General features: G+C 70.6%; 21 protein-coding genes, 1 tRNA gene and 1 riboswitch. Of the genes, 15 read left to right on the top strand and 7 right to left on the bottom strand.

Annotation, left to right across the window (positions count from 1 at the left end):
• Positions 1-10 precede the first annotated feature (10 nt).
• From FHU28_RS03330 to FHU28_RS03280, 11 genes are all read left to right on the top strand, one after another.
• A complete protein-coding gene (locus FHU28_RS03330) occupies positions 11-880 on the top strand; it encodes an FtsK/SpoIIIE domain-containing protein (RefSeq protein WP_184680726.1) in 870 nt (289 codons plus the stop codon).
• Positions 877-1,086 carry a hypothetical protein gene (locus FHU28_RS03325; protein ID WP_184680724.1) on the top strand — a complete coding sequence of 70 codons (210 nt, stop codon included), beginning with the start codon at positions 877-879 and terminating at the stop codon, positions 1,084-1,086. Before FHU28_RS03330 ends, FHU28_RS03325 begins: the two co-directional genes overlap by 4 nt.
• Before the next feature lie 86 nt (positions 1,087-1,172).
• Positions 1,173-1,613, top strand: coding sequence for a DUF6197 family protein (locus tag FHU28_RS03320; protein ID WP_184680722.1), 441 nt, complete (start codon positions 1,173-1,175; stop codon positions 1,611-1,613).
• The gene (locus FHU28_RS03315; RefSeq protein WP_184680720.1) at positions 1,613-1,912 is read left to right on the top strand and encodes a hypothetical protein; all 300 of its coding nucleotides are present in this window, start codon (positions 1,613-1,615) and stop codon (positions 1,910-1,912) included. Before FHU28_RS03320 ends, FHU28_RS03315 begins: the two co-directional genes overlap by 1 nt.
• Complete coding sequence (locus FHU28_RS03310) at positions 1,909-2,259, top strand: RRQRL motif-containing zinc-binding protein (RefSeq protein ID WP_184680719.1); 351 nt, start codon at positions 1,909-1,911, stop codon at positions 2,257-2,259. Before FHU28_RS03315 ends, FHU28_RS03310 begins: the two co-directional genes overlap by 4 nt.
• Positions 2,256-2,552 (top strand): hypothetical protein, encoded by a 297-nt coding sequence (locus FHU28_RS03305; RefSeq protein WP_184680717.1) that lies wholly within the window; start codon positions 2,256-2,258, stop codon positions 2,550-2,552. Before FHU28_RS03310 ends, FHU28_RS03305 begins: the two co-directional genes overlap by 4 nt.
• Entirely contained in the window at positions 2,539-3,354 is an 816-nt protein-coding gene (locus tag FHU28_RS03300; protein ID WP_184680715.1) for a DUF2637 domain-containing protein, read from the top strand. The genes FHU28_RS03305 and FHU28_RS03300 overlap by 14 nt, the downstream gene beginning before the upstream one ends.
• A complete protein-coding gene (locus tag FHU28_RS03295) occupies positions 3,351-3,620 on the top strand; it encodes a hypothetical protein (RefSeq protein WP_184680713.1) in 270 nt (89 codons plus the stop codon). The genes FHU28_RS03300 and FHU28_RS03295 overlap by 4 nt, the downstream gene beginning before the upstream one ends.
• Entirely contained in the window at positions 3,620-5,398 is a 1,779-nt protein-coding gene (locus FHU28_RS03290; RefSeq protein ID WP_184680711.1) for a replication initiator, read from the top strand. The genes FHU28_RS03295 and FHU28_RS03290 overlap by 1 nt, the downstream gene beginning before the upstream one ends.
• Before the next feature lie 45 nt (positions 5,399-5,443).
• Positions 5,444-5,656, top strand: a complete 213-nt coding sequence (locus FHU28_RS03285; protein ID WP_184680709.1) for a helix-turn-helix domain-containing protein — start codon at positions 5,444-5,446, stop codon at positions 5,654-5,656.
• Entirely contained in the window at positions 5,646-6,791 is a 1,146-nt protein-coding gene (locus tag FHU28_RS03280) for a tyrosine-type recombinase/integrase (RefSeq protein ID WP_184680707.1), read from the top strand. The genes FHU28_RS03285 and FHU28_RS03280 overlap by 11 nt, the downstream gene beginning before the upstream one ends.
• A 55-nt stretch (positions 6,792-6,846) precedes the next feature.
• On the opposite strand, the gene FHU28_RS03275 is transcribed toward FHU28_RS03280, so the two are convergent.
• Positions 6,847-6,917: transfer RNA gene (locus FHU28_RS03275), tRNA-Gly, on the bottom strand.
• Between the two features lie 268 nt (positions 6,918-7,185).
• Between FHU28_RS03275 and FHU28_RS03270 the strand changes: the two genes are divergently transcribed.
• Entirely contained in the window at positions 7,186-8,178 is a 993-nt protein-coding gene (locus tag FHU28_RS03270) for a zinc metalloprotease (protein ID WP_184680705.1), read from the top strand.
• Positions 8,179-8,249: 71 nt separating this feature from the next.
• Here FHU28_RS03270 and FHU28_RS03265 read toward each other — a convergent pair whose 3' ends face one another.
• Entirely contained in the window at positions 8,250-8,795 is a 546-nt protein-coding gene (locus tag FHU28_RS03265; RefSeq protein ID WP_073826899.1) for a pyridoxamine 5'-phosphate oxidase family protein, read from the bottom strand.
• Between the two features lie 78 nt (positions 8,796-8,873).
• On the opposite strand from FHU28_RS03265, the gene dcd reads away from it, so the two are divergent.
• A complete protein-coding gene (dcd, locus tag FHU28_RS03260; protein WP_013283324.1) occupies positions 8,874-9,452 on the top strand; it encodes a dCTP deaminase in 579 nt (192 codons plus the stop codon).
• A 64-nt stretch (positions 9,453-9,516) separates the two neighbouring features.
• On the opposite strand, the gene FHU28_RS03255 is transcribed toward dcd, so the two are convergent.
• The gene (locus FHU28_RS03255) at positions 9,517-10,548 is read right to left on the bottom strand and encodes a C40 family peptidase (protein ID WP_184680703.1); all 1,032 of its coding nucleotides are present in this window, start codon (positions 10,546-10,548) and stop codon (positions 9,517-9,519) included.
• 13 nt (positions 10,549-10,561) lie between these two features.
• A riboswitch (cyclic di-AMP (ydaO/yuaA leader) is annotated at positions 10,562-10,699 on the bottom strand.
• Between the two features lie 238 nt (positions 10,700-10,937).
• Here FHU28_RS03255 and FHU28_RS03250 point away from each other — a divergent pair.
• Positions 10,938-12,971, top strand: a complete 2,034-nt coding sequence (locus FHU28_RS03250; RefSeq protein WP_184680701.1) for an N-acetylmuramoyl-L-alanine amidase — start codon at positions 10,938-10,940, stop codon at positions 12,969-12,971.
• Positions 12,972-13,036: 65 nt separating this feature from the next.
• Here FHU28_RS03250 and FHU28_RS03245 read toward each other — a convergent pair whose 3' ends face one another.
• The 3 genes from FHU28_RS03245 to FHU28_RS03235 all read right to left on the bottom strand — a co-directional run bounded on the left by FHU28_RS03245 (position 13,037) and on the right by FHU28_RS03235 (position 16,523).
• Complete coding sequence (locus FHU28_RS03245) at positions 13,037-14,047, bottom strand: C40 family peptidase (RefSeq protein WP_073827086.1); 1,011 nt, start codon at positions 14,045-14,047, stop codon at positions 13,037-13,039.
• Positions 14,048-14,218: 171 nt separating this feature from the next.
• A complete protein-coding gene (locus FHU28_RS03240; protein WP_116503125.1) occupies positions 14,219-15,223 on the bottom strand; it encodes a hemolysin family protein in 1,005 nt (334 codons plus the stop codon).
• The gene (locus tag FHU28_RS03235) at positions 15,216-16,523 is read right to left on the bottom strand and encodes a hemolysin family protein (RefSeq protein ID WP_221453098.1); all 1,308 of its coding nucleotides are present in this window, start codon (positions 16,521-16,523) and stop codon (positions 15,216-15,218) included. The genes FHU28_RS03240 and FHU28_RS03235 overlap by 8 nt, the downstream gene beginning before the upstream one ends.
• 82 nt (positions 16,524-16,605) lie before the next feature.
• Here FHU28_RS03235 and FHU28_RS03230 point away from each other — a divergent pair, with 82 nt between their 5' ends.
• Positions 16,606-17,283: a GOLPH3/VPS74 family protein gene (locus FHU28_RS03230; RefSeq protein WP_260412837.1), complete on the top strand. Its 678-nt coding sequence runs from the start codon at positions 16,606-16,608 to the stop codon at positions 17,281-17,283.
• 66 nt (positions 17,284-17,349) lie between these two features.
• Here the strand turns inward: FHU28_RS03230 and FHU28_RS03225 are convergent, their stop codons facing one another.
• Positions 17,350-19,593, bottom strand: a complete 2,244-nt coding sequence (locus FHU28_RS03225) for a (Fe-S)-binding protein (RefSeq protein ID WP_184680697.1) — start codon at positions 19,591-19,593, stop codon at positions 17,350-17,352.
• Positions 19,594-19,733: the final 140 nt, after the last annotated feature.

Genomic DNA, 19,733 nt, shown 5'->3' with positions numbered 1-19,733 from the left:
AGCGCATCCCATGACCACCACGATTCCCACCACCGCCGACGCGGTGCCGGTGGGTGCTGGCCTGTCGATGTTCGACCCGGTGTTCATCGGGATCGACGAGTTCGGCCAGCCCGTCTACCTCGACGTCGTCTATCACAACCTGCTCGCCGCCGGTGAGCCCGGAGGCGGGAAGTCCGGCCTGGTCAACAACATCTGCGGCCACGGCGTCCTGTGCGACAACACCCGCCTCGTGCTCTTCGACGCCAAGCTCGTCGAACTCGGCCCCTGGCGCGACCTGGCCGATGCGTTCATCGGCCCCGACATCGACCAGGGCATCGACGTGCTGCGCCGCCTCCTGGTCGTGGCGACCAACCGCTACACCTGGCTGCTCGCCAACCGGCGCCGCAAGCTCGCCCCCGGTGACGGCATGTCGGTCATCCTCACCGTCATCGACGAACTCGCCATGTTCTCTACGGTGCTGGGGACCAAGGCCCAGCAGGAAGAGTTCTCCACCCTCCTGCGCGGCCTCGTCTCCCTCGGCCGCGCCTGCGGCATGCCGGTGGTCGCCGCAACGCAGCGGCCGTCGTGGGACATCATCCCTGCCAGCCTGCGGGACCTGTTCGGCTACCGGGCCGCGTTCCGGTGCACCTCGCTGAACAGCTCGAACATCATCCTCGGCCAGGGCTGGGCCGAGCAGGGCTACACCGCCTCCGACATCGCCCCCACCAACCAGGGCGCTGCCTACCTCCTGGCCGAAGGCGGCGTTCCCCGGCGCATCAAGGCGGCCTACCTCACCGACACCGACATCTACAACATCGCCGACTACGCCGCCTGGACCCGCCGCCCCGCCGGCACCAGCACCCCGGCCGTCGACCCGACCGGATGGGAGATGGCGGCATGACCACCCGCGAGCGTACCTACGCGCGTGCCAACAACCAGCGGGCTGCCCAGTTCACCGAGTTGTGGATCGTCGGGCGTCCCGAGGACATCGCCGCCATGGTCCAGGTCGCCTCGGCCAGCGGCCGACTCGTCTACCTGTCCGCCCCGCGCTCGATGGGCGGCGACGACACCCGCCAACGCCGCTACCTGCGGCTGCGCACCACCTGAATCGGCCGACAGGACCAGGTCCCGCCTGGCAGCAGCTCTGGTCCTGCCGACCACCCACCAAGCCCATCTGAAAGGACGTGGCTGCCATGAAGGCTACCCACAACCCACCCACCGCCGCACCAGTCACCACTGCTGACCTGCTGCGGATGGCTGCCCTCTACCTGCGCCGGCACGGCTGGCACCAGGGCAGCTACTACGCCACCACCGACACCCCCACCCCGCCGGCCTGCGCCGTCGGGGCCATCGGCATCGCCTGCACCGGCCACCGCATCGAGCAATTCGCCCAGCTCGACACCGACGCCCTGGTCGACTACCTCTTCGCCGTCCGCGTGTTCACCGACTACCTCGACACCGACACGCCGGCCTACTGGACCGACGAACTCGGGTTCGTTCTCGACGACGACTCCGGCTGCCTTCCCTACTCCTGGAACGACATTCCCGGCCGCACCGCCGAGCAGGTCATCACCGCCCTTGAGGCCGCTGCCGACGAGTGGGACCGCCTCCACACCGACGGAGGCGAGGACTGATGTTCACCGTCAAGGCGTCCTTGACGCGCATCCCCCGTCAGAAGCGCCGCGAGGTCGTCGAGAACGACGCCTTCGCCGCGTTCGCCCGGCGCATCATCCGCGCCCACGGCCGCCGCGTCGCCGCCGGTGACGTCGAAGCCCTCCGCGACCTGGTCGCCCTGTCGGCCAACCTCGACGAGGCCATCGGTGAGGCCGTCGTCGGCCTGCGGGCCTTCGGCTACTCCTGGTCCGAGATCGGCACCCGGCTTGGCATCTCCAAGCAAGCCGCCCAGCAGCGCTGGGGCGGTGAGAAGCCGTGACCACCACCTACCACTTCGCGGGAACTGACGAAGAGTTCCCCACCTACCGCTATCGCCTCGCCCCGCAAGGGCTGGCGACCCGCCGGCAACTGCGCGCCGCCGGCCTCCGTCCCGGAGGCAACTACCCGGTTGCCCAGATCCTCTGGCGTCGCGGCAAGCGCGTCGCCTACCTCTACCGCCTCGACCTGGCTGCGCCCAAGCGCACCGCCACCGAGGCCCAGCGGGCCGCCATTGCCAAGGCACTGCGCGCCCGCCGCACCTGCCGCGTCTGCGGCCAAGTGCAGCCCTATTACATCCCCCGCCGCTACGGCTGCTGCTTCGACTGCCACGAAGGGAACCCGTCGTGAGCTTCCACCTGTCGGACCCGTGCCTTTGGTGCATCGAGGGCAGTAGCCCTGCCGGCATCCACGACATCGTCGGCCCGGTCTACAAGCCCTGCCCCGTCTGCATCGGTGCCTGCACCCTCTGCGAGGGCGACGGGCTGTTCCCGGCCGACTTCACCTGCCTGCCCTGCTTCCGCGACCAGCTCGCCGCCAAGGGCCTAGCCCCGATCATGTGCGCCCACTGCTCCGGCGTAGTCGACCTCATCCCCCTCGACACCGTCCCGGCACCGGAGGTGACTCCCCATGTCGAGCACTGACCCCGCCGCCGTCACCGAACAGTTCGCCGCCGAGTACGCCCGCAACGCCGTACCCGCCATGCTCAAGGCAATCGCCTCCGTCAAGCGGTACAACCGCTTCGTTCTGCTCGGCGCACTCGCCACCAGCTACCTACACCAGGGCCACTACCTGTGGACCCAAAAGGCCGGCTACTTCGCCTACCTGGTGCCGCTGATCTTCGACGCCGCCATGGTGTCGATGCTCACCGTCGTCCGCACCTCCGGCATCGCCAAGGACGCCAAGCGTGGAGCCCTGGTGGTGTTCGCCTGCGCCGCGCTGCTGTCGGCAACCATCAACTTCGCCTCCCCCGGCAGCCTCGGCCTGCGCCTGGTCTTCGCCCTGGTCGTCGTCCTCGTCATAGGCGTGGAACTCGTCGCCGGACGCATCCGACCCGACTTCGCGGCCATCCAAGCCGAAGCCGCCGCCCTGCTCACCGCCGCCCGCGACTTGGCGGACAAGGCCGAGCAGACCACCGAACCCACCCCTGAACCCGTCGAGACGCCGGCCGTCGTCGACACCCCGCCGGCCGCCGCGCCGGTCGCCATCGCCACACCCGCGCTCACCCCGATCCCGGCCGCCCGGCCGGAGGTCCCCGCGCACCTGGTGCCCACCGCCCGCTTCGCCACCCGCCAGCACGAGCAGACCCACGGCCGACCCATCACCGCCGACGAACTCGCCGCCCTGCTCTCCGTCACCCCGGCCATCGCCCGGGAACTGCTGCACTCCATCAACGGCCACACCACGGCCGTCAACGGCACCCCCGTCGCCGGTGGTGCCCGATGACCATCCACGTCGTCGACATCCAGCACTTCACTCACACCTGCCCGGCCTGGCCGGACGAGCCGCACCCTTACGACACCCGCAGGACCGTCATCGACGTCATCCCCGGCGGTCCTTGCCGGACCCCGGTCACCATCCGCTGCGGCGACACGACCGCCGTCATCCCCTGCTACCGGCACGAACCGGCCGACCGCCAGTGCGGGGCCTGCCGGATCATCGTCACCCAACACACCATCACCACTCGGCACCTCACTGGTGAGGCCGCCTGATGGTTTCGACGCTGGACCTCACACCCCGGACCGCTCTGGCCCGGGGTGTGGGCTCGAACGCCGACACCACCAACCCCTTCGTTGGCTACACCGCCGCCGGCTCCGCCTTCCAACGTGCACAGCAGCCCGACTACTTCGGCTGGATCGAACACGTCCGCGCTGCTGCCGGCTGCACCCGACCCATCCGGCTGGCCGGCAGCCTCTACACCGTCGAACCCGCCACCGGCAGGCTCCTCGACGCCCGACACACCGACGCCATGCCCGACGCCGCCATCTACAAGGCGTGCGGCAACCGCCGCGCCACCGTCTGCCCCTCCTGCGCCCAGACCTACCAACGCGACGCCTACCAACTCCTGCGCGCCGGCCTCATCGGCGGCAAAGGCGTCCCCGCAACCGTGTCCCGGCACCCGGCGGTCTTCCCGACCTTCACCGCCCCGTCCTTCGGCACCGTCCACGCGCGCGTGGTCAGTCGGCACACCTGCACCAACCGCAAGCGGTGCGACTGCCGGCCCGACCCCTGCCACGCCCGCCGCAACGCCGGCTTGTGCATCCACGGGCGGCCCGCCGTGTGCTGGGCACGCCACGAACCCGCAGACACCGTCCTCGGACAGCCGTTCTGCCTCGACTGCTACGACCACGACCACCAGGTCGTGTGGAACCTGTTCTCCGGCATGCTGTGGCACCGCACCAAGCAAGCCGCGGAACGGTGGCTCGCCCAACTCGCCCGCCGACGCGGCATCCCCCCGGTCGAGCTGGTCACCCCGTCCGGGAAGATCCGCAAAGTTCCCCCCGTCCGGCTGTCACACGGCAAGGCCGCCGAGTTCCAAGCACGCGGCGCGGTCCACTTCCACGCTCTCGTGCGCCTGGACGGCGTCGACCCGTACGACCCGGCCGCCGTGATCCCCCCACCGGCCGGGTTCACCGCCGCCGACCTTGACGATGCGATCCGCCACGCCGCCGCCCAGGTCGACTACACCACCCCCGGCCACCCCGACCGGCCCGCCGGCTGGCGCATCGTCTGGGGCGCACAGCTCGACATTCGCGTCATCACGCTGACCGGACACAGCGAGGTTACCGACAGCATGGTCGCCGGCTACCTCGCCAAGTACGCCACCAAAAGCACCGAGGCCACCGGACACCGCTCCACCCGCCTCGACGCCGACAGCATCGGCGACTACGCCGACCCCGACGGCGACCACACCGCCCGCCTTATCGACGCCTGCTGGCGCATCGGCCGACCCACCCACACCCCCGCCCCGCTGTCCGAGCGGCCCCGCGACCTCCGGCCCCGCCCCGGCTTCGTCGACCGCTGGGATTGCCCCGACTGCGGCACCCACACCCGCTATCCCGCCTGCCCCGTCTGCATCGCCCACCGTCAAGCCAGCCTTGACGCCGAATCGACGAAACCAGCCAACGGCAACCCCTACGCCCGGCTGCGGCGGTGGGCACACATGCTCGGCTTCGGCGGCCACTTCCTCACCAAAGCCCGCCGCTACTCCGTCACCTTCCAACTCCTGCGCGACACCCGCGTCACCTACCGCCGCAGCGAGGACCACGACCAGGGCGCCGGCGAACCCATCCGGGCGGTCGACCACCTCGACGACACCACCCTCATCGTCGGCACCCTCACCTTCGCCGGCGTCGGCTGGCACACCACCGGAGACGCCCTGCTCGCCAACACCGCCGCCGCTCTCGCCCGCGCACGACACGCCGCCGGACGCGAAGAGCTCGCCCACGAACTCGGCACCTCGACCGGCATCGTGCCGGCCGCTGCTTGATCGGTCTGGAAGGAGATCGCCCTGAACGAACCCCATGACGTCGACATGCTCACCGTCGAGCAAGCCGCGCAACGCCTCGGCACGGGAGTGCGTTTCGTGCGCCGCATCGTCGCCGAGCGCCGCATCCGCTTCTACAAGGTCGGCAAGTACGTCCGGTTCGACCCTGACGACGTGGCCGACTACATCCAACAAGGGCAGGTCGAACCCATCCGACCGGTCCTCACGTACACGAAGGGAGAAACCCGTTATGCCGCCTAAGAAGCGCCGCTTCGGCCGCGTCCGTAAACTGCCGTCCGGCCGCTTCCAAGCTCGCTACCCCGATCCCAACGGCATCGACCGACCTGCGCCCCGCACCTTCGCTACCGAGACAGACGCCAACCGATGGCTCACCGCGATCGAGGCGGACATGATCCGGGGCACCTGGCGCAACCCGGACCTCGGCCGGATCTCCCTCAGCGACTACCTGACCGAGTGGATCGACCACCGGCCGGGTCTGCGACCTCGCACCCTCGATCTTTATCGCTGGCTCCACCGCAAGTACATCGCGCCGAGACTCGGCGACTACTTCCTCACCGACCTCACCCCCGGTGCCATCCGGGCCTGGCGTGCTGACCTCGTAACCGAGGGAGTCAGCCCCACCATGACGGCCAAGGCGTATCGCCTTCTCCGCGCCGTGCTGAACACCGCCGTTGACGACGAACTGATCCAACGCAACCCCTGCCGCATCCAAGGCGCGGGCATCGAACGGCCGGCCGAACGACCGACCGCCACCGTCGCCCAGGTCTTCCAGCTCGCCGACCTCGTGCCTCGACGCCTCCGCGTCCTCATCCTGCTGGCCGCCTTCGCCAGCCTCCGCTACGGAGAGCTGGCCGCCCTTCGCCGCCGCGACTTCGACCCGCGCTGTCGGACCCTGACGGTCCGCGCGACTCTGGTCGAGCGCCAGGACGGCACCCTGACTTTCGGCCCGCCCAAAACCGATGCCGGCCTGCGCACCGTCACCATCCCGGCGGCGATCCGCCGCGAGGTCCGCGCACACCTGGACGACTTCGTCGACGAGGACCAGGACGCGCTCGTCTTCACCGGCGCTACCGGCGCGGTCCTGCGCCGCTCCAACTTCCAACGGACCTGCAACTGGCGGGCATCCGTGGCGGCGGTTGGCCTGCCGGGCTTCCACTTCCACGACCTGCGGCACACCGGCAACACGCTCGCCTCACGAACCGGGGCCAGCCTCGCCGACCTGATGGCCCGCATGGGCCACGCCTCGACCCGCGCCGCGCTGATCTACCAGCACACCGCCCAGGAGCGTGACCAGCACATCGCCGGCGGCCTCAGCGACCAGATCAAGAAGAGCCGCGATCGGGCACGCAAGGGGCACGGCAAGACCAAGAAGTGACCGGCATGAATGAGGCCCAGGTCGGAAACGTGTCCTGACCTGGGCCTCAACCCGGAGCGGGTGACGGGAATCGAACCCGCACTGTCAGCTTGGGAAGCTGATGTTCTGCCATTGAACTACACCCGCAGGCGGCACCACTCTACCTGAAGGTCACCACCCCCGTGCAGTCAGGTGCGCGCGCCACCTCGGCGAGGTGGCGGCGTCGGCGGGCGGTTGACCCCGCCATCTCCCCGAACTGGAGTGGATCAAGCACACACCGGGGTCGCCGGGCGCGAAGTTGCACGTCGGCAACATATGGGCGTTCTCAAATGCGTCGATGAGATGTAACGTCTGGCCCACGTTTCCGCACCGGCGTGACACACCCCCTGGCACGCCGTCAGAAAGAGGTGGGCCCATGGGACTCCGTCCCAACCTGCTGACCCGGCGTACCGCCGGTGTCGCGACGTCGACCCTCGCGCTGCTGCTCAGCACCGCCGCCGTCGGCGTCGTCCCCGCTGCTTCGGCCTTCTCGGCCGCCCCGGCCGGCGTCTGCGCCGAGCCTGCTGACGCCCACGCCGACGAGCACTCGAACGCCCGCGTCGCGAAGGGCGGCAACGCCAAGCTCGACCCCAACCACCTGACCGCCAAGCAGGTCCAGGACCGGGAAGCCGACCTCGCCGCGGCGCAGCGCGAGCGGACCAACTTCCGGGCCGGCGCCGTCACCCCGCTGGCCACCGTGACGATCCCGGTCGTCGTGCACGTCATCCAGGAGAACAGCACCCGGGCCGGCGGCAACATCCCGGACTCGATGATCAACCAGCAGATCACCGTGCTGAACCAGTCGTACGCGGGCTCGACCGGCGGCGCGGCCACCGCCTTCGGGTTCCAGCTCACGAAGATCAACCGGGTGACGAACCCGTCGTGGTACCCGATCGTGCAGGGCTCCTCCGCCGAGCGCTCGATGAAGACCTCGCTGCGTCAGGGCGGCAAGAACACGCTGAACATCTACCTCGGCGAGCTGAGCGACAGCCTGCTGGGCTGGGCCACGTTCCCGAAGCGGACGCTGGACAAGATGGACGGCGTGGTAGTGCTCAGCGAGTCGCTGCCCGGCGGCACGTCGACCAACTACAACCAGGGCGACACCGGCACGCACGAGGTCGGCCACTGGCTGAACCTCTACCACACCTTCCAGGGCGGCTGCTCCGGCTCCGGCGACAGCGTCTCCGACACCCCGGCCGAGGCGTCCCCGGCGTACCAGTGCCCTACCGGCCGTGACACCTGCTCGGCCACCGGCAAGGACCCGATCACCAACTTCATGGACTACACGTACGACTCCTGCATGTACCAGTTCACCGCCGGACAGGCGAGCCGCATGCTCACCGCGTGGAACGCCTACCGCGCAGCCTGACCTTCTCGCACCACGTACCGGTGCCGGCCCTGTCCTCGGACGGGCCGGCACCGCTCGTTTCGGGGCTCTGGTCAGGCGGCCGGGCGGCGGGTGTCGAAGCCGTGCCGCCCGCGCCGGCCCTCGGCGGCTACCGGCTCACGCCGGGCCGGTTCGGCCCCGAGCGGGTCGAGCCACACCCGCACCTGCGGCGGGGCGGCGCCGGGCTGGGCCACCGGGTCGCGCCGGGTCAGCATCGCCGCCTCGACGGTGAACTCGAACAGCCGCCAGTCACCCTGCGGCGACGCCCGCGCGATCCGGGCCAGGTGGGCCACTGTGGCCGGGTCGGTCACCGGCCGCGCGCGCCCCGCGATGTACGCCTCGTCGTCGCTCTCCTCCGGCGGGAACGAGTGCAGCGCGTAGCGGCCGTCGCGTTCGAGGTCGCGGCGCTTCGGCGAGTCGATGACGAAGCACCAGAGGCCGTCGTCGGTGATCACCGGGGAAACCGGGTGGACGCGGGGGCCGCCGTCGGCGCGGACCGTGGCGAGGTAGCCGAAGCCCGGCCCGTACTGCTGCATCAGGAGGCGGATCTCGTCGGCGAGGCGGGGCTCGTCGGCGGCGAATTCGGACCAGGAAGCCATGCGGACATCCTATCGAACACGTGTACGAAGATGTAGTGCGACACGCAGGTCACCCATACCGGTCGCTATGGTGTTCCGATGCTGCTCTCCGACCGCGACCTGGTCTCCGAGATCAAGGCCGGCACGCTTGCGCTGGAGCCCTTCGAGCCCACGCTGGTGCAGCCGTCGAGCATCGACGTACGCCTGGACCGGCTGTTCCGGGTGTTCAACAACCATCTCTACACACACATCGACCCGTCGATCCAGCAGGACGACCTGACCTCGATGGTGGAGGTGCCGGAGGGGCAGCCGTTCGTGCTGCACCCGGGCGAGTTCGTGCTCGCCTCCACGCTCGAGGTGATCTCGCTGGGCGACCAGCTCGCCGGCCGGCTGGAGGGCAAGTCGAGCCTGGGCCGGCTGGGTCTGCTGACCCACTCGACCGCCGGCTTCATCGACCCGGGCTTCTCCGGTCACGTCACGCTGGAGCTGTCGAACGTGGCGAACCTGCCGATCACGCTCTGGCCCGGCATGAAGATCGGCCAGCTCTGCATCTTCCGGCTCTCCTCGCCGGCCGAGCACCCGTACGGCTCGGCCGTCTACGGCTCGCGTTACCAGGGGCAGCGCGGCCCGACGCCGAGCCGGTCCTGGCAGAGCTGGCGCACCTGGCCGACGCGCTGACGGCGCCCGCAGTTGTTAAGAAGGGCCCCCTCCTCTGCCGGAGGCGTTAACAGGGGGCCCTTCCTTACACGCGGCCGTAGCTGTTGATGTCGCCGTCGTCGACCCGCTTCATCGTGATGGGCTTGCCGGACTGGGAGGCGTGCACCACCCAGCCGTCACCCACGTACATCGCCACGTGGTGCAGGTCGCTGTAGTAGAAGACGAGGTCACCGGCGCGCAGGTCGGCGCGGCTGATCCGTTTCGTCACGGCGTGCTGCTGGCGCGCGTTGTGCGGCAGCGAGACTCCGCCCTTGGCCCAGGCCGCCAGGGTGAGGCCCGAGCAGTCGAAGTGGTCCGGGCCGGCTGCGCCCCAGACGTAGATCTTGCCGATCTGGGCGCAGGCGAACTTCACCGCCGCCCCGGCCGGGCCGCCGGGATAGCCGGCCGGGCAGGGCGCCGGGCGCAGCGGGCCGCCGCCACCCTTGCCGTACACCTTGAGCCGCAGCTTCTGCAGCTTGGCGATCTCGGCGTCGATCTGCTTCTTCTTCGCCGCGAGCTGGGCCTCGGTGCGCGCCAGCCCGGCGATCATCTCGTCCAGCGGCTTCTTCTTCGCCGCCAGCTCGTCGCGCAGCGCGGCGACGGAACGCACCTGCTCGTGCTGCCGGTGCGCGAAGCGGTCGAGCAGTTCCAGGCCGTTGACCAGTTCACCGGGCGAGCGGCTGCCGAGCAGCACGTTGACTGTGGAGAGGTTGTCGCCCTTGTAGGCGTCGGCGGCGAGGCCGCCGACCTGGCCGAGAGCGGCGTCCACCCGGGCCTGGAGGGGTGCGATCTGCCGGCCGAGCGCGTCGGCCTGCTTGCGCCGTGCGGCGAGCTGCTCGCGTACGGCGTTCACCTGCTCGATGACCGGTTCGAGCTTGTTCCAGTCGCGGTCGATCTGGGCCTCGATCTCGGCGACCGAGGGCTCGGCGTGTGCCGCAGTGGCGCCGCCGGTCAGAACGACGGCGGTGCCGACCAGCGCGGCGAGGGCTGTGGTGAAGCGGGACCAGCGGGAACGCGGCGCGACGCTGGACCGGTCGACCGACCGGTTCGACGACGGCCGCGGGGCATGGAGTGCCACCGGGCGTCCGTACTCCTTCTTCCGTACCGCCTACCGGGTTAGCTGACGGATTCGGGCGGGAAGGGAGCCGCCCTACCGCAGCAGCGCTGCGGATTCACCCCAGGTACCTGGTTCCCCGGCTCGCCCGTGGGCGACTCGGCGGTGTCGGACCGTCACCGACCGGGTTGGACGGTGAGACATGCGGCCGACGCTTGACCAGAGTAGGGACCACCGTTATCGATCCGCAACTTCCGGCGACGTGACACTCCGTACGCGATGACGGCCGCACCCCCGCGCGGAGGTGAAGTTTTCTTTCAATCTTGATTACCTGGCGGAAAGGTATTGACCCTCGCGGGTGCGCGGAGTGAGGGTGAGAATGCAGTGACCCCCATCCCTGTCCAGGAGGTTCGATGCACCTCTCCGCCCTGCCGTCGGGCAGACGGATACTGCTCGCCGCCGCCGTGGCGACCGCCACCGCGCTGGCGACCACCGGCCCGGTGGTCGCCGCGCCGGACGCGACAGCGCCCGCCGGCGACCGCCAACAACAGTACGCTGCGGCCGCGGCCGAGTACGGCGTGCCGCAGAACGTTCTGCTCGGTGTCTCCTATCTGGAGTCCCGGTGGGACACCCACCCGGGTCAGCCCAGCACCAGCGGCGGCTACGGCCCGATGCACCTGACCGACGCCGCGCACATCCTCGCCACACCGGGCAGCGCCCATGTCGACGAGGACGAGGACCCGCGCGGCGACGACTCCCGCCCGCTGAAACTCGACCCGGCCACGGCCGCCGCGCCGAAGCGGGAGACCTCGTTGCCGAGCGCCTCGCTCCAGACGCTCGACGCCGCCGCCGCGCTCACCGGGCTCGACGCGGGCACGCTGCGGACCGACCCGGCGGCGAACATCCGCGGTGGCGCGGCGCTGCTGGCGTCGTACCAGAAGGCACTGGGCGGGCCGGTCGGTGCCGGCACCGACCCGGCGGCCTGGTACGCCGCGGTGGCCCGCTACTCCGGCGCGGACACCTCCGACGCGGCGGCGGCCTTCGCCGACGAGGTCTACGACCAGCTCGGCCAAGGCGCCACCCGGACCACCGACGACGGCCAGCGGGTCACGCTCGCCGCCACCGCCGCGAAGCCGGACCGCTCCCGGCTGGCCCGGCTCGGTCTGCGCAACGCCGAACGGCCGGACGGGCTGGAGTGCCCGGTCCGGCTGGCCTGCGAGTGGATTCCCGCGCCCTACGAGCAGCTCAGCGACGACCCGGGCGACTACGGCAACCACGACCTGGGCGACCGGCCGAAGCAGCAGAAGATCGAGTACATCGTCATCCACGACACCGAGGGCTACTTCGGCCCGAGCGTCGACCTGGTGAAGCGGGCCGACTACCTGGGCTGGCACTACACGCTGCGCTCGGTGGACGGCTACATCGCCCAGCACATCAAGACCAAGGACGTCGGCTGGCACGCCGGCAACTGGTACGTCAACGCCAAGTCCATCGGCCTGGAGCACGAGGGCTTCGCCGGCCAGGGCACCTGGTACACCGAGGCGATGTACCGCACCTCCGCCAAGCTGGTCCGCCACCTGGCACTGAAGTTCGGCATCCCGATGGACCGGCAGCACATCATCGGCCACGACAACGTGCCCGGCATCAACGCCGGCGCGGTGGGCGGCATGCACTGGGACCCGGGACCGTACTGGGACTGGTCGCACTACTTCGACCTGATGAAGGCGCCGTTCCGCGGCACCGGCACGGCGCGGACCGGCCTGGTCACCATCGACCCGGACTTCGCCACCAACCGGCCCGCGTTCGTCGGCTGCAACCAGCAGCCGCCCGGCGTCCCGACGCCCCGGCCGCCGGCCGAGCCGTGCCCGTCGCGCGGTTCCTCGGCGGTGGTCCTGCGGACCGCGCCGAGCCCGGACGCCCCGCTCGTCAACGACCTCGGGCTGCGCCCGGACGGCACGCCGGACACGATGTACATCTCCGACCACGGCGCCCGCGCCTCCGCCGGCCAGACGTACGCGCTCGCCGGCCGGCAGGGCGACTGGACGGCGATCTGGTACCTCGGCCAGAAGGCGTGGTTCCTCAACCCGGCCTCCGCGCCCACTGCCAAGTGGGCGACCGGCTTCGTGGTGACCCCGCGGCCCGGCAAGGCCACCATCCCGGTGTACGGCCGCGCCTACCCGGAGCAGGCCGCCTACCCGGACACCATCCCGTACCAGACCATCTCGCCGCTGCAGTACACGTTCGCCGCCGGCCAGCGGTACGCGGTGGGCGGGGTGCTGCCCGGCGAGTACTACCGGGCGGTCTCGTTCGACGGTTCCGCCCCGGGTGACCGGACCGTGGTACGCGGGAAGAACCGGTACGTGCAGGTCCAGTTCGGCCACCGGATCATGTTCGTGAACCTGGACGACGTGCTGATCCTGCCGTCCCCGGTCGGCGCGCCGCGCTGACCTTTCCACGAGAACGCGAAGGCCCCCGGTCCCTGCGGACCGGGGGCCTTTCGGTGTGACCGAGGTCAGGTGACCCGGACGAAGCCGGCCAGCGGCTGGGTGTTGATGCTCGACACCTGGACCGGTTTGCCTGTCCGGGGCGCGTGCACCATCACCCCGTTGCCGAGATAGAGCCCGACGTGATGCAGATCGGAGCCGAAGAAGACCAGGTCACCGGGGCGTGCCTCGGAGCGGGACACCTTGCGGCCCTCGTTCCACTGCGCGCCGGTGAAGTGGGTCAGCGAGATGCCCGCCGCCTTGTACGCGTACTGCGTGAGGCCGGAGCAGTCGAACGAGTTCGGGCCGGTGGCGCCCCACACGTACGGGTCGCCGACCTGGGCGCACGCCGTCGCGATCGCGGTCCGCGCGGCGCTGCTCACCACGCCGTCGATCTTCGGGCAGCCCGCCGGGCGGATCGAGGTCACCGGCAGCATGGCGGTGAGCCGCTTGATCTCCGAGTCGATCTGCTTCTTCTTCGCCGCGAGATCGTTCTGCTGCTTGGTCTCCAGCTCGATCAGCGCGTCGAGCTTCTCCTTCTGCCTGTTGTACTCGTCCCGCACCTTGAGCACACCGGCGATCTGGCGGCGCTGGTCGTCGGCGATCCGGTCCAGCATGACCAGCTGCTCGGCCAGCGTGCCCGGCTTGGTGCTCACCAGCAGCGCGCCCAGCTCCTGCGACGGGCCCTGGATGTAGTAGCGGGCCGCGATGTCGCCGACCTTGTTCATGGCGAGCGTGGAGGCCAGCTCCAGCGGCACCATCTTGTCCTTCAGCGCCTTGGACTTCTTCTGGTTGGCGCGAAGCTGCGAGCGGACCTTGTTGAACTGCTCGATGGTGGGTTCGAGCTGCTCCCACTGCTTGTCGATCTGCGCGTCGATCTCGTCCACCGACGGCGCCGCGTGCGCCGGAGCCGTCAGCATCCCGGCACCGACCGCGGCGGCCGCCACCAGGGTGACCAGACGGCGTGCCATCCGTTGGAACCCGGCCCGCCGGCCGGGTGGAGCGCTCGGGGCGTGACGTTGAGGGGGCGTGGTTGCCACCGGCACGGACTCCTTTGCAACCGACCGCCGGGCGCCTCGCGAGAGGGAAGATTCGAGGCAGACGACCCACAGCGGTCGGTGCCCCACATTAGGGAAGGCGTCCGGTGGAATCAAGGCGACCGTTTGTTCAATCACGTATCCGCAATCGGTTGCACACAAAGGGTATTCATTTCATCTCCCGACGATGGCTGTCAATACATCGTCGAGCGTGACCACACCCATCGGCCGCCGTCCGTCGCTGACCAGCACCATGTGGCGGCGTTCACGGCGCATCGCGAGCAGCAGGTCGGCGAGCGTACGGTCCGGCGGCACCACCGCCAGCGGCCGGTAGACATCGGCCGGCACCGGCGCCCGGCGGCTCGCGCCGGCGTACCCGAGCACGTCCTTCACGTGCACGAAACCGAGCACCCGGCGGGTGGTCCGCTGCACCACCGGGAAGCGGGACCGGCCGGTGTGGGTCGCCAGCACCTCCAGCGACGCCGGGGAGACGTCCTCGGCCACTGTGGTGACCGTGGACCAGGGTTGCAGCGCGTCCGCCGCCGTACGGCTGTGCAGGGCCAGCGCGCCGGTGATCCGGGCGTGTTCCTCGGCGTCCAGCAACCCCTCGGTACGCGCCTGCGAGACCAGCCCGGCCAGTTCCTCGGCCGTGAACACGGTCTTCACCGCGTCGGTCGCCTCCACCCGCCACCACCGCAGGACCTGCCGGGACGCCCACTTCATCGCCAGCAGCAGCGGCTTGGTGACCAGGCAGAACGCCAGCATCGCCGGGCCGAGCCAGAGCGCCGAGGGCTCCGGACCGGCCAGCGTGATGTTCTTCGGCACCATCTCGCCGACCACCGTGTGCAGGAACACCACCACTGCCAGCGCGATGACGAAGGTCACCGGGTGCACCGCCGAGGCGGGCAGCCCGAGCGCGGCGAACGGCCCTTCCAGCAGGTGGGCCAGCGCCGGCTCGGCGATCGCGCCGAGGCCGAGGGAGCAGACCGTGATGCCGAGTTGCGCCCCGGCGATCATCAGCGGGATCTGGTTCATCGCTGCCAGCGCCCACCGGGCCCGCTTCGACGTCGCCGCCAGCGGCTCGATCACCGTACGCCGGGAGGCGATCAGCGCGAACTCGCTGCCCACGAAGAACGCGTTGCCGAGCAGCAGCACCACCGCGACAAGTAGCTCAGGCACCGTCGTCGGGCTCCTCGGGGCGCACCACCCGCACCTGTTCGATCCGGTGCCGGTCGACCTCCACCACCGTGAACTCGTACCCGGCCTCGTCGACCGTCTCGCCCGGCACCGGGATGCGGCCCAGCCGCGCCATCAGGAAGCCGCCCAGCGTCTCGTACGGCCCGTCGGGCAGCCGGAACCCGGTCTGCTCGACCAGTTCGTCGGCGCGCAGCACGCCGTCGGCCAGGACGGTCCGCTCGCCGCCCGGCACGGTCAGCTCCACCGGCCCGGCGTCGTCGACCGCGTCCGGGTCGAACTCGTCGGCGATCTCCCCGACCAGTTCCTCGACCAGGTCCTCCACTGTCACCACGCCGTCGGTGCCGCCGTACTCGTCCACCACGATCGCCAGGTCCGCCCCGGCGGCCTTGAGCGCGGCCAGCACGCCGTTCAGGTTGAGGCTCTCCGGCACGTACACCGGTTCCCGGGCCACCGCGGCTACCGAGGTGGCGGCCCGGCGGGCCAGCGGGACGCCCAGTGCGTCGGGCACCCCGGCGACGCCGGTGACCAGGTCGAGCGTCTCCTCGTAGACCGGGAACCGGGTCCGGCCGGTCTGCCGGGAGAGGTCCAGCAGGTCGGCGACGGACGCGGTGGCCCGCAGCGCGGTGACGTCCACCCGGGGCGTCATCGCCTCGGCGGCCCGCTTGTCGCCGAAGCGGATCGTGCGCCGCAGCAGCATCGCGGTGTCCGGCGGCAGCGCGCCGGCCCGCGCCGAGATGGCCGCGAGCAGACCCAGCTCCTCCGGGGAGCGGGCGCTGGCCAGCTCCTCCTGCGGTTCCACGCCGAGGCGGCGCACCAGCCGGTTGGCGGACTCGTTCAGCAGCCGGATCAGCCACCCGAACGTGCGGGAGAACGCGCGCATCGGCGCGGCGGTGGCGAGCGCCGCCGGCATCGGCCGGGCCAGCGCCAGGTTCTTCGGCACCAGCTCGCCGAAGAGCATCGAGATGAGCGTGGCCAGGGCCAGCGCGAGCAGGCCGGAGAAGCGTTCCGCGCCGCCGAGCGGATGCAGCAGCGGGGCGAAGATCCGGGCCAGCGCGGGCTCGGCGAGGTAGCCGGTGAGCAACGCGGTGAGGGTGATGCCGAGTTGCGCGCCGGAGAGCTGGAAGGACAGTTCGCGCAGCGCGCGGCGTACCGTGGCGGCCCGGCCGTCGCCCTCGTCGGCGCGCCTGTCGATCTCCGCCCGGTCCACCGTGACGAGGGCGAACTCGGCCGCGACGAAGAAGGCGTTGCCCGCGGTCAGCAGCACGAAACCGGCCAGGGGCAACAGCGTCAGAAGGAGAAGGCCGTCGATGGGCGTGATTGTGGCACGCGAGCGCCGATGGTGGGCCCCCCGTAGCGTGGAACGCATGGACGGTCTGCTGCTCACCGACGAACTGGTCCTGCTCGCGTACGACGACAGCGGCACGAGCCGCCTCGGCAGTCCGCACCTCGGCTACGGCCTCGCCGGGGCGGTGCTGCTGGAACTGGCGCTCGCCCGGCGCGTCGAGGTGGCGGACAAGCGGCTCGTGGTGACCGATCCCGCGCCGACCGGCGTGCCGCTGCTGGACGAGGCGCTGGCGACTGTCGGCTCCGGCCGCCCACGCAAGCCGAAGGACTGGATCGGCAAGCTGGCCAGGGGCCTGCCGGAGCGGGTGCTCGACGGGCTGGTGGCCGCGGGGGTGCTGCGCCGGGAGTCCGACCGGGTGCTGCTGGTCTTCCCGCGTACCCGCTATCCCTCGCCGACCGGCGCGGAACCGGCGGTGGAGACGGCGGCCCGGGAGCGGATGGCGGCGGCGCTCACCACCGACGGCCCGGTCGACGCCCGGACCGCCGCGCTGCTCACGCTGACCCGCGCGGTCGGCCTGGACCGCAAGGTCTTCCGCGAGCTGCCGAAGGAGCGGGTCAAGGCCCGGATGGACGAGATCGCGGCGGGTGACTGGGCGTCGGCCGCCGTCAAGAAGGCGATCGAGGAGATGCAGGCCGCGCTGCTGGTCGCGATGACGGCCGGGACGAGCGCTGCCATCATGACCACCACGACCAGCTGAACGCGACGGCGGCGGCACCGCAGGGGTGCCGCCGCCGTCGTGGTCCGACTTCTGCCGGGGTACGCCTCAGCTCGCGCTCGGCGCGACCTCGGGCTCACCGGCCGGGGCCTCCGGCTTGACCGAGCGCAGCAGCACGCTGGCCACGTCGACCACCTCGACCTGCTCGCCCGCGCCCTTGCCGTTCACGCCGTCGTTCAGCATCGTCGAGCAGAACGGGCAGCCGACCGCGATGGTCTTCGCCCCGGTGGACATGGCCTCCTCGACCCGGTCCACGTTGATCCGCTTGCCGATCTTCTCCTCCATCCACATCCGGGCGCCGCCGGCGCCGCAGCAGAAGGAGCGCTCGCTGTTGCGCGGCATCTCGACGAGGCCGCTGTCGCGGCCTGCACCGGAATCCGAGGCTGCGCCACCGCGGCCATCTCCGATGGCACTGCCGAGCACCTCGCGCGGGGCGGCGAAGATCCGGTTGTGGCGGCCCAGGTAGCACGGGTCGTGGTAGGTCACGCCGCCGTCCACCGGCTGCACCGGGGTGAGCTTGCCGGCGCTGACCAGGTGGGCCAGCAACTGGGTGTGGTGCACGACCTCGAACTCGCCGCCGAGCTGGCCGTACTCGTTGCCGAGCGTGTTGAAGCAGTGCGGGCAGGTGGCGACGATCTTCCGCTTGCTCTTCTCCCGGCCCTCGAACGCCTCGTTCAGCGTCTCGACGTTCTGCTGGGCGAGCATCTGGTAGACGAACTCGTTGCCGATGCGGCGGGCCGGGTCACCGGAGCAGGTCTCGCCCTCACCGAGGATGGCGAACTTGACACCGGCCTCGTTGAGCAGCGTGGCGACCGCGCGGGTGGTCTTCTTGGCCCGGTCCTCGAACGCGCCGGCGCAGCCGACCCAGAACAGGTACTCGAAGTCGTCGACCTCGCCGACCCGCGGCACCTCGAACCCGAGGCCCTTGGTCCAGTCCTCGCGGGTGTTCTGCGGGGCGCCCCACGGGTTGCCCTTGTTCTCCAGGTTGCGGAGCATGACGCCGGCCTCGGACGGGAAGCTCGACTCGATCAGCACCTGGTAGCGGCGCATGTCGACGATGTGGTCCACGTGCTCGATGTCCACCGGGCACTGCTCGACGCACGCGCCGCAGGTGGTGCAGGACCAGAGCACGTCCGGGTCGATGACGCCGCCCTCCTCGGCGGTGCCGATCAGGGGCCGGTCGGCCTCGGCCATGGCGAGCACGTCGACGCCGGCCAGCTGCTCCTGCGTCGCCTTCTCCTCGCCGGTGAGGTCCTTGCCGCCACCGGCCAGCAGGTACGGCGCCTTGGCGTACGCGTGGTCGCGCAGGCTCAGCACCAGCAGCTTCGGCGACAGCGGCTTGCCGGTGTTCCAGGCGGGGCACTGTGACTGGCAGCGGCCGCACTCGGTGCAGGTGCTGAAGTCGAGCAGGCCCTTCCAGCTGAACTGCTCGACCTGGGCGACACCGAACTGGTCCTTCTCCGGGTCGGCCTCCTCGAAGTCGAGCGGCTTGCCCTCGCTGGTCATCGGGCGCAGCGGGCCGAGGCCGGAGCCGGCCGGCTTCTCCGGGTCGCGCTTGAAGAAGATGTTCGGGAAGGCCAGGAAGCGGTGCCAGGCCACGCCCATGGTCACGTTCAGCGAGATCACGATGAGCCAGGTCATCGAGATGCAGATCTTGATGAGGGCGGCCACGCTGACGCCGGCCTCCCAGTTCGGGAGCACCGAGCCGATCGCGTGGCTGAGCGGGGCGGCCCAGACCGGGTACTCGAAGTGGTCGGTGGCGACCTTGAAGCCCCGGATCACGAACCCGAAGATCAGGACCAGCAGGACGACCCACTCGACGAAGTAGCCCTGCCACATGCTCGAACCGGTGAACCGGGACCGGTTCTCCGCGCGACCGGGACGGTTGCGCAGGCGGATCGCCATCAGCACCAGGATGCCGGCCAGACCGAGGATGCCGATCCACTCGGTGACCAGACCGAAGATCGTCCAGTGCCCGATGATCGGCAGCCCGCCACCGGTCGAGACCACCTCGAAGTAGGCCTCCAGCACCAGCAGCGACAGGACGATGAAGCCGACCATCACGAACCAGTGGGCGGCGCCGACCACGCTCCACTTCAGCATGCGGGTGTGGCCTGCGGTCTCCACCAGCATCGTCTTCGTACGCGCGCCCTTGTCGCCGAAGCGCTCCGGCGCGGGCTGGCCGAGCCGGATGACGGCGGTCATCTTCATGACCGCGCGCACCGCAAGCCACACCGCGACAGCGGTGATGGCGGCCGCGAGGATCGTGGTGACGATCTGGACGCTGCCCATCGAGTTGGCCTCCCGGTCTGCTGCTTGTCCGTGCAGCCTACGCGCAAGGTTACCCAGCAGTAACGTGAGTCTTCTCGCACCAGGCCACGCCGCCCTGCGCACACCTTAGGTGCAGCGGCGACGAAGCGCCTGGCAGGGGC

Source organism: Micromonospora echinospora (assembly GCF_014203425.1).
In the GTDB taxonomy this organism is placed as follows: Bacteria; Actinomycetota; Actinomycetes; order Mycobacteriales; family Micromonosporaceae; genus Micromonospora; species Micromonospora echinospora_A.
This window is presented reverse-complemented; position numbering and strand designations above follow the sequence as displayed.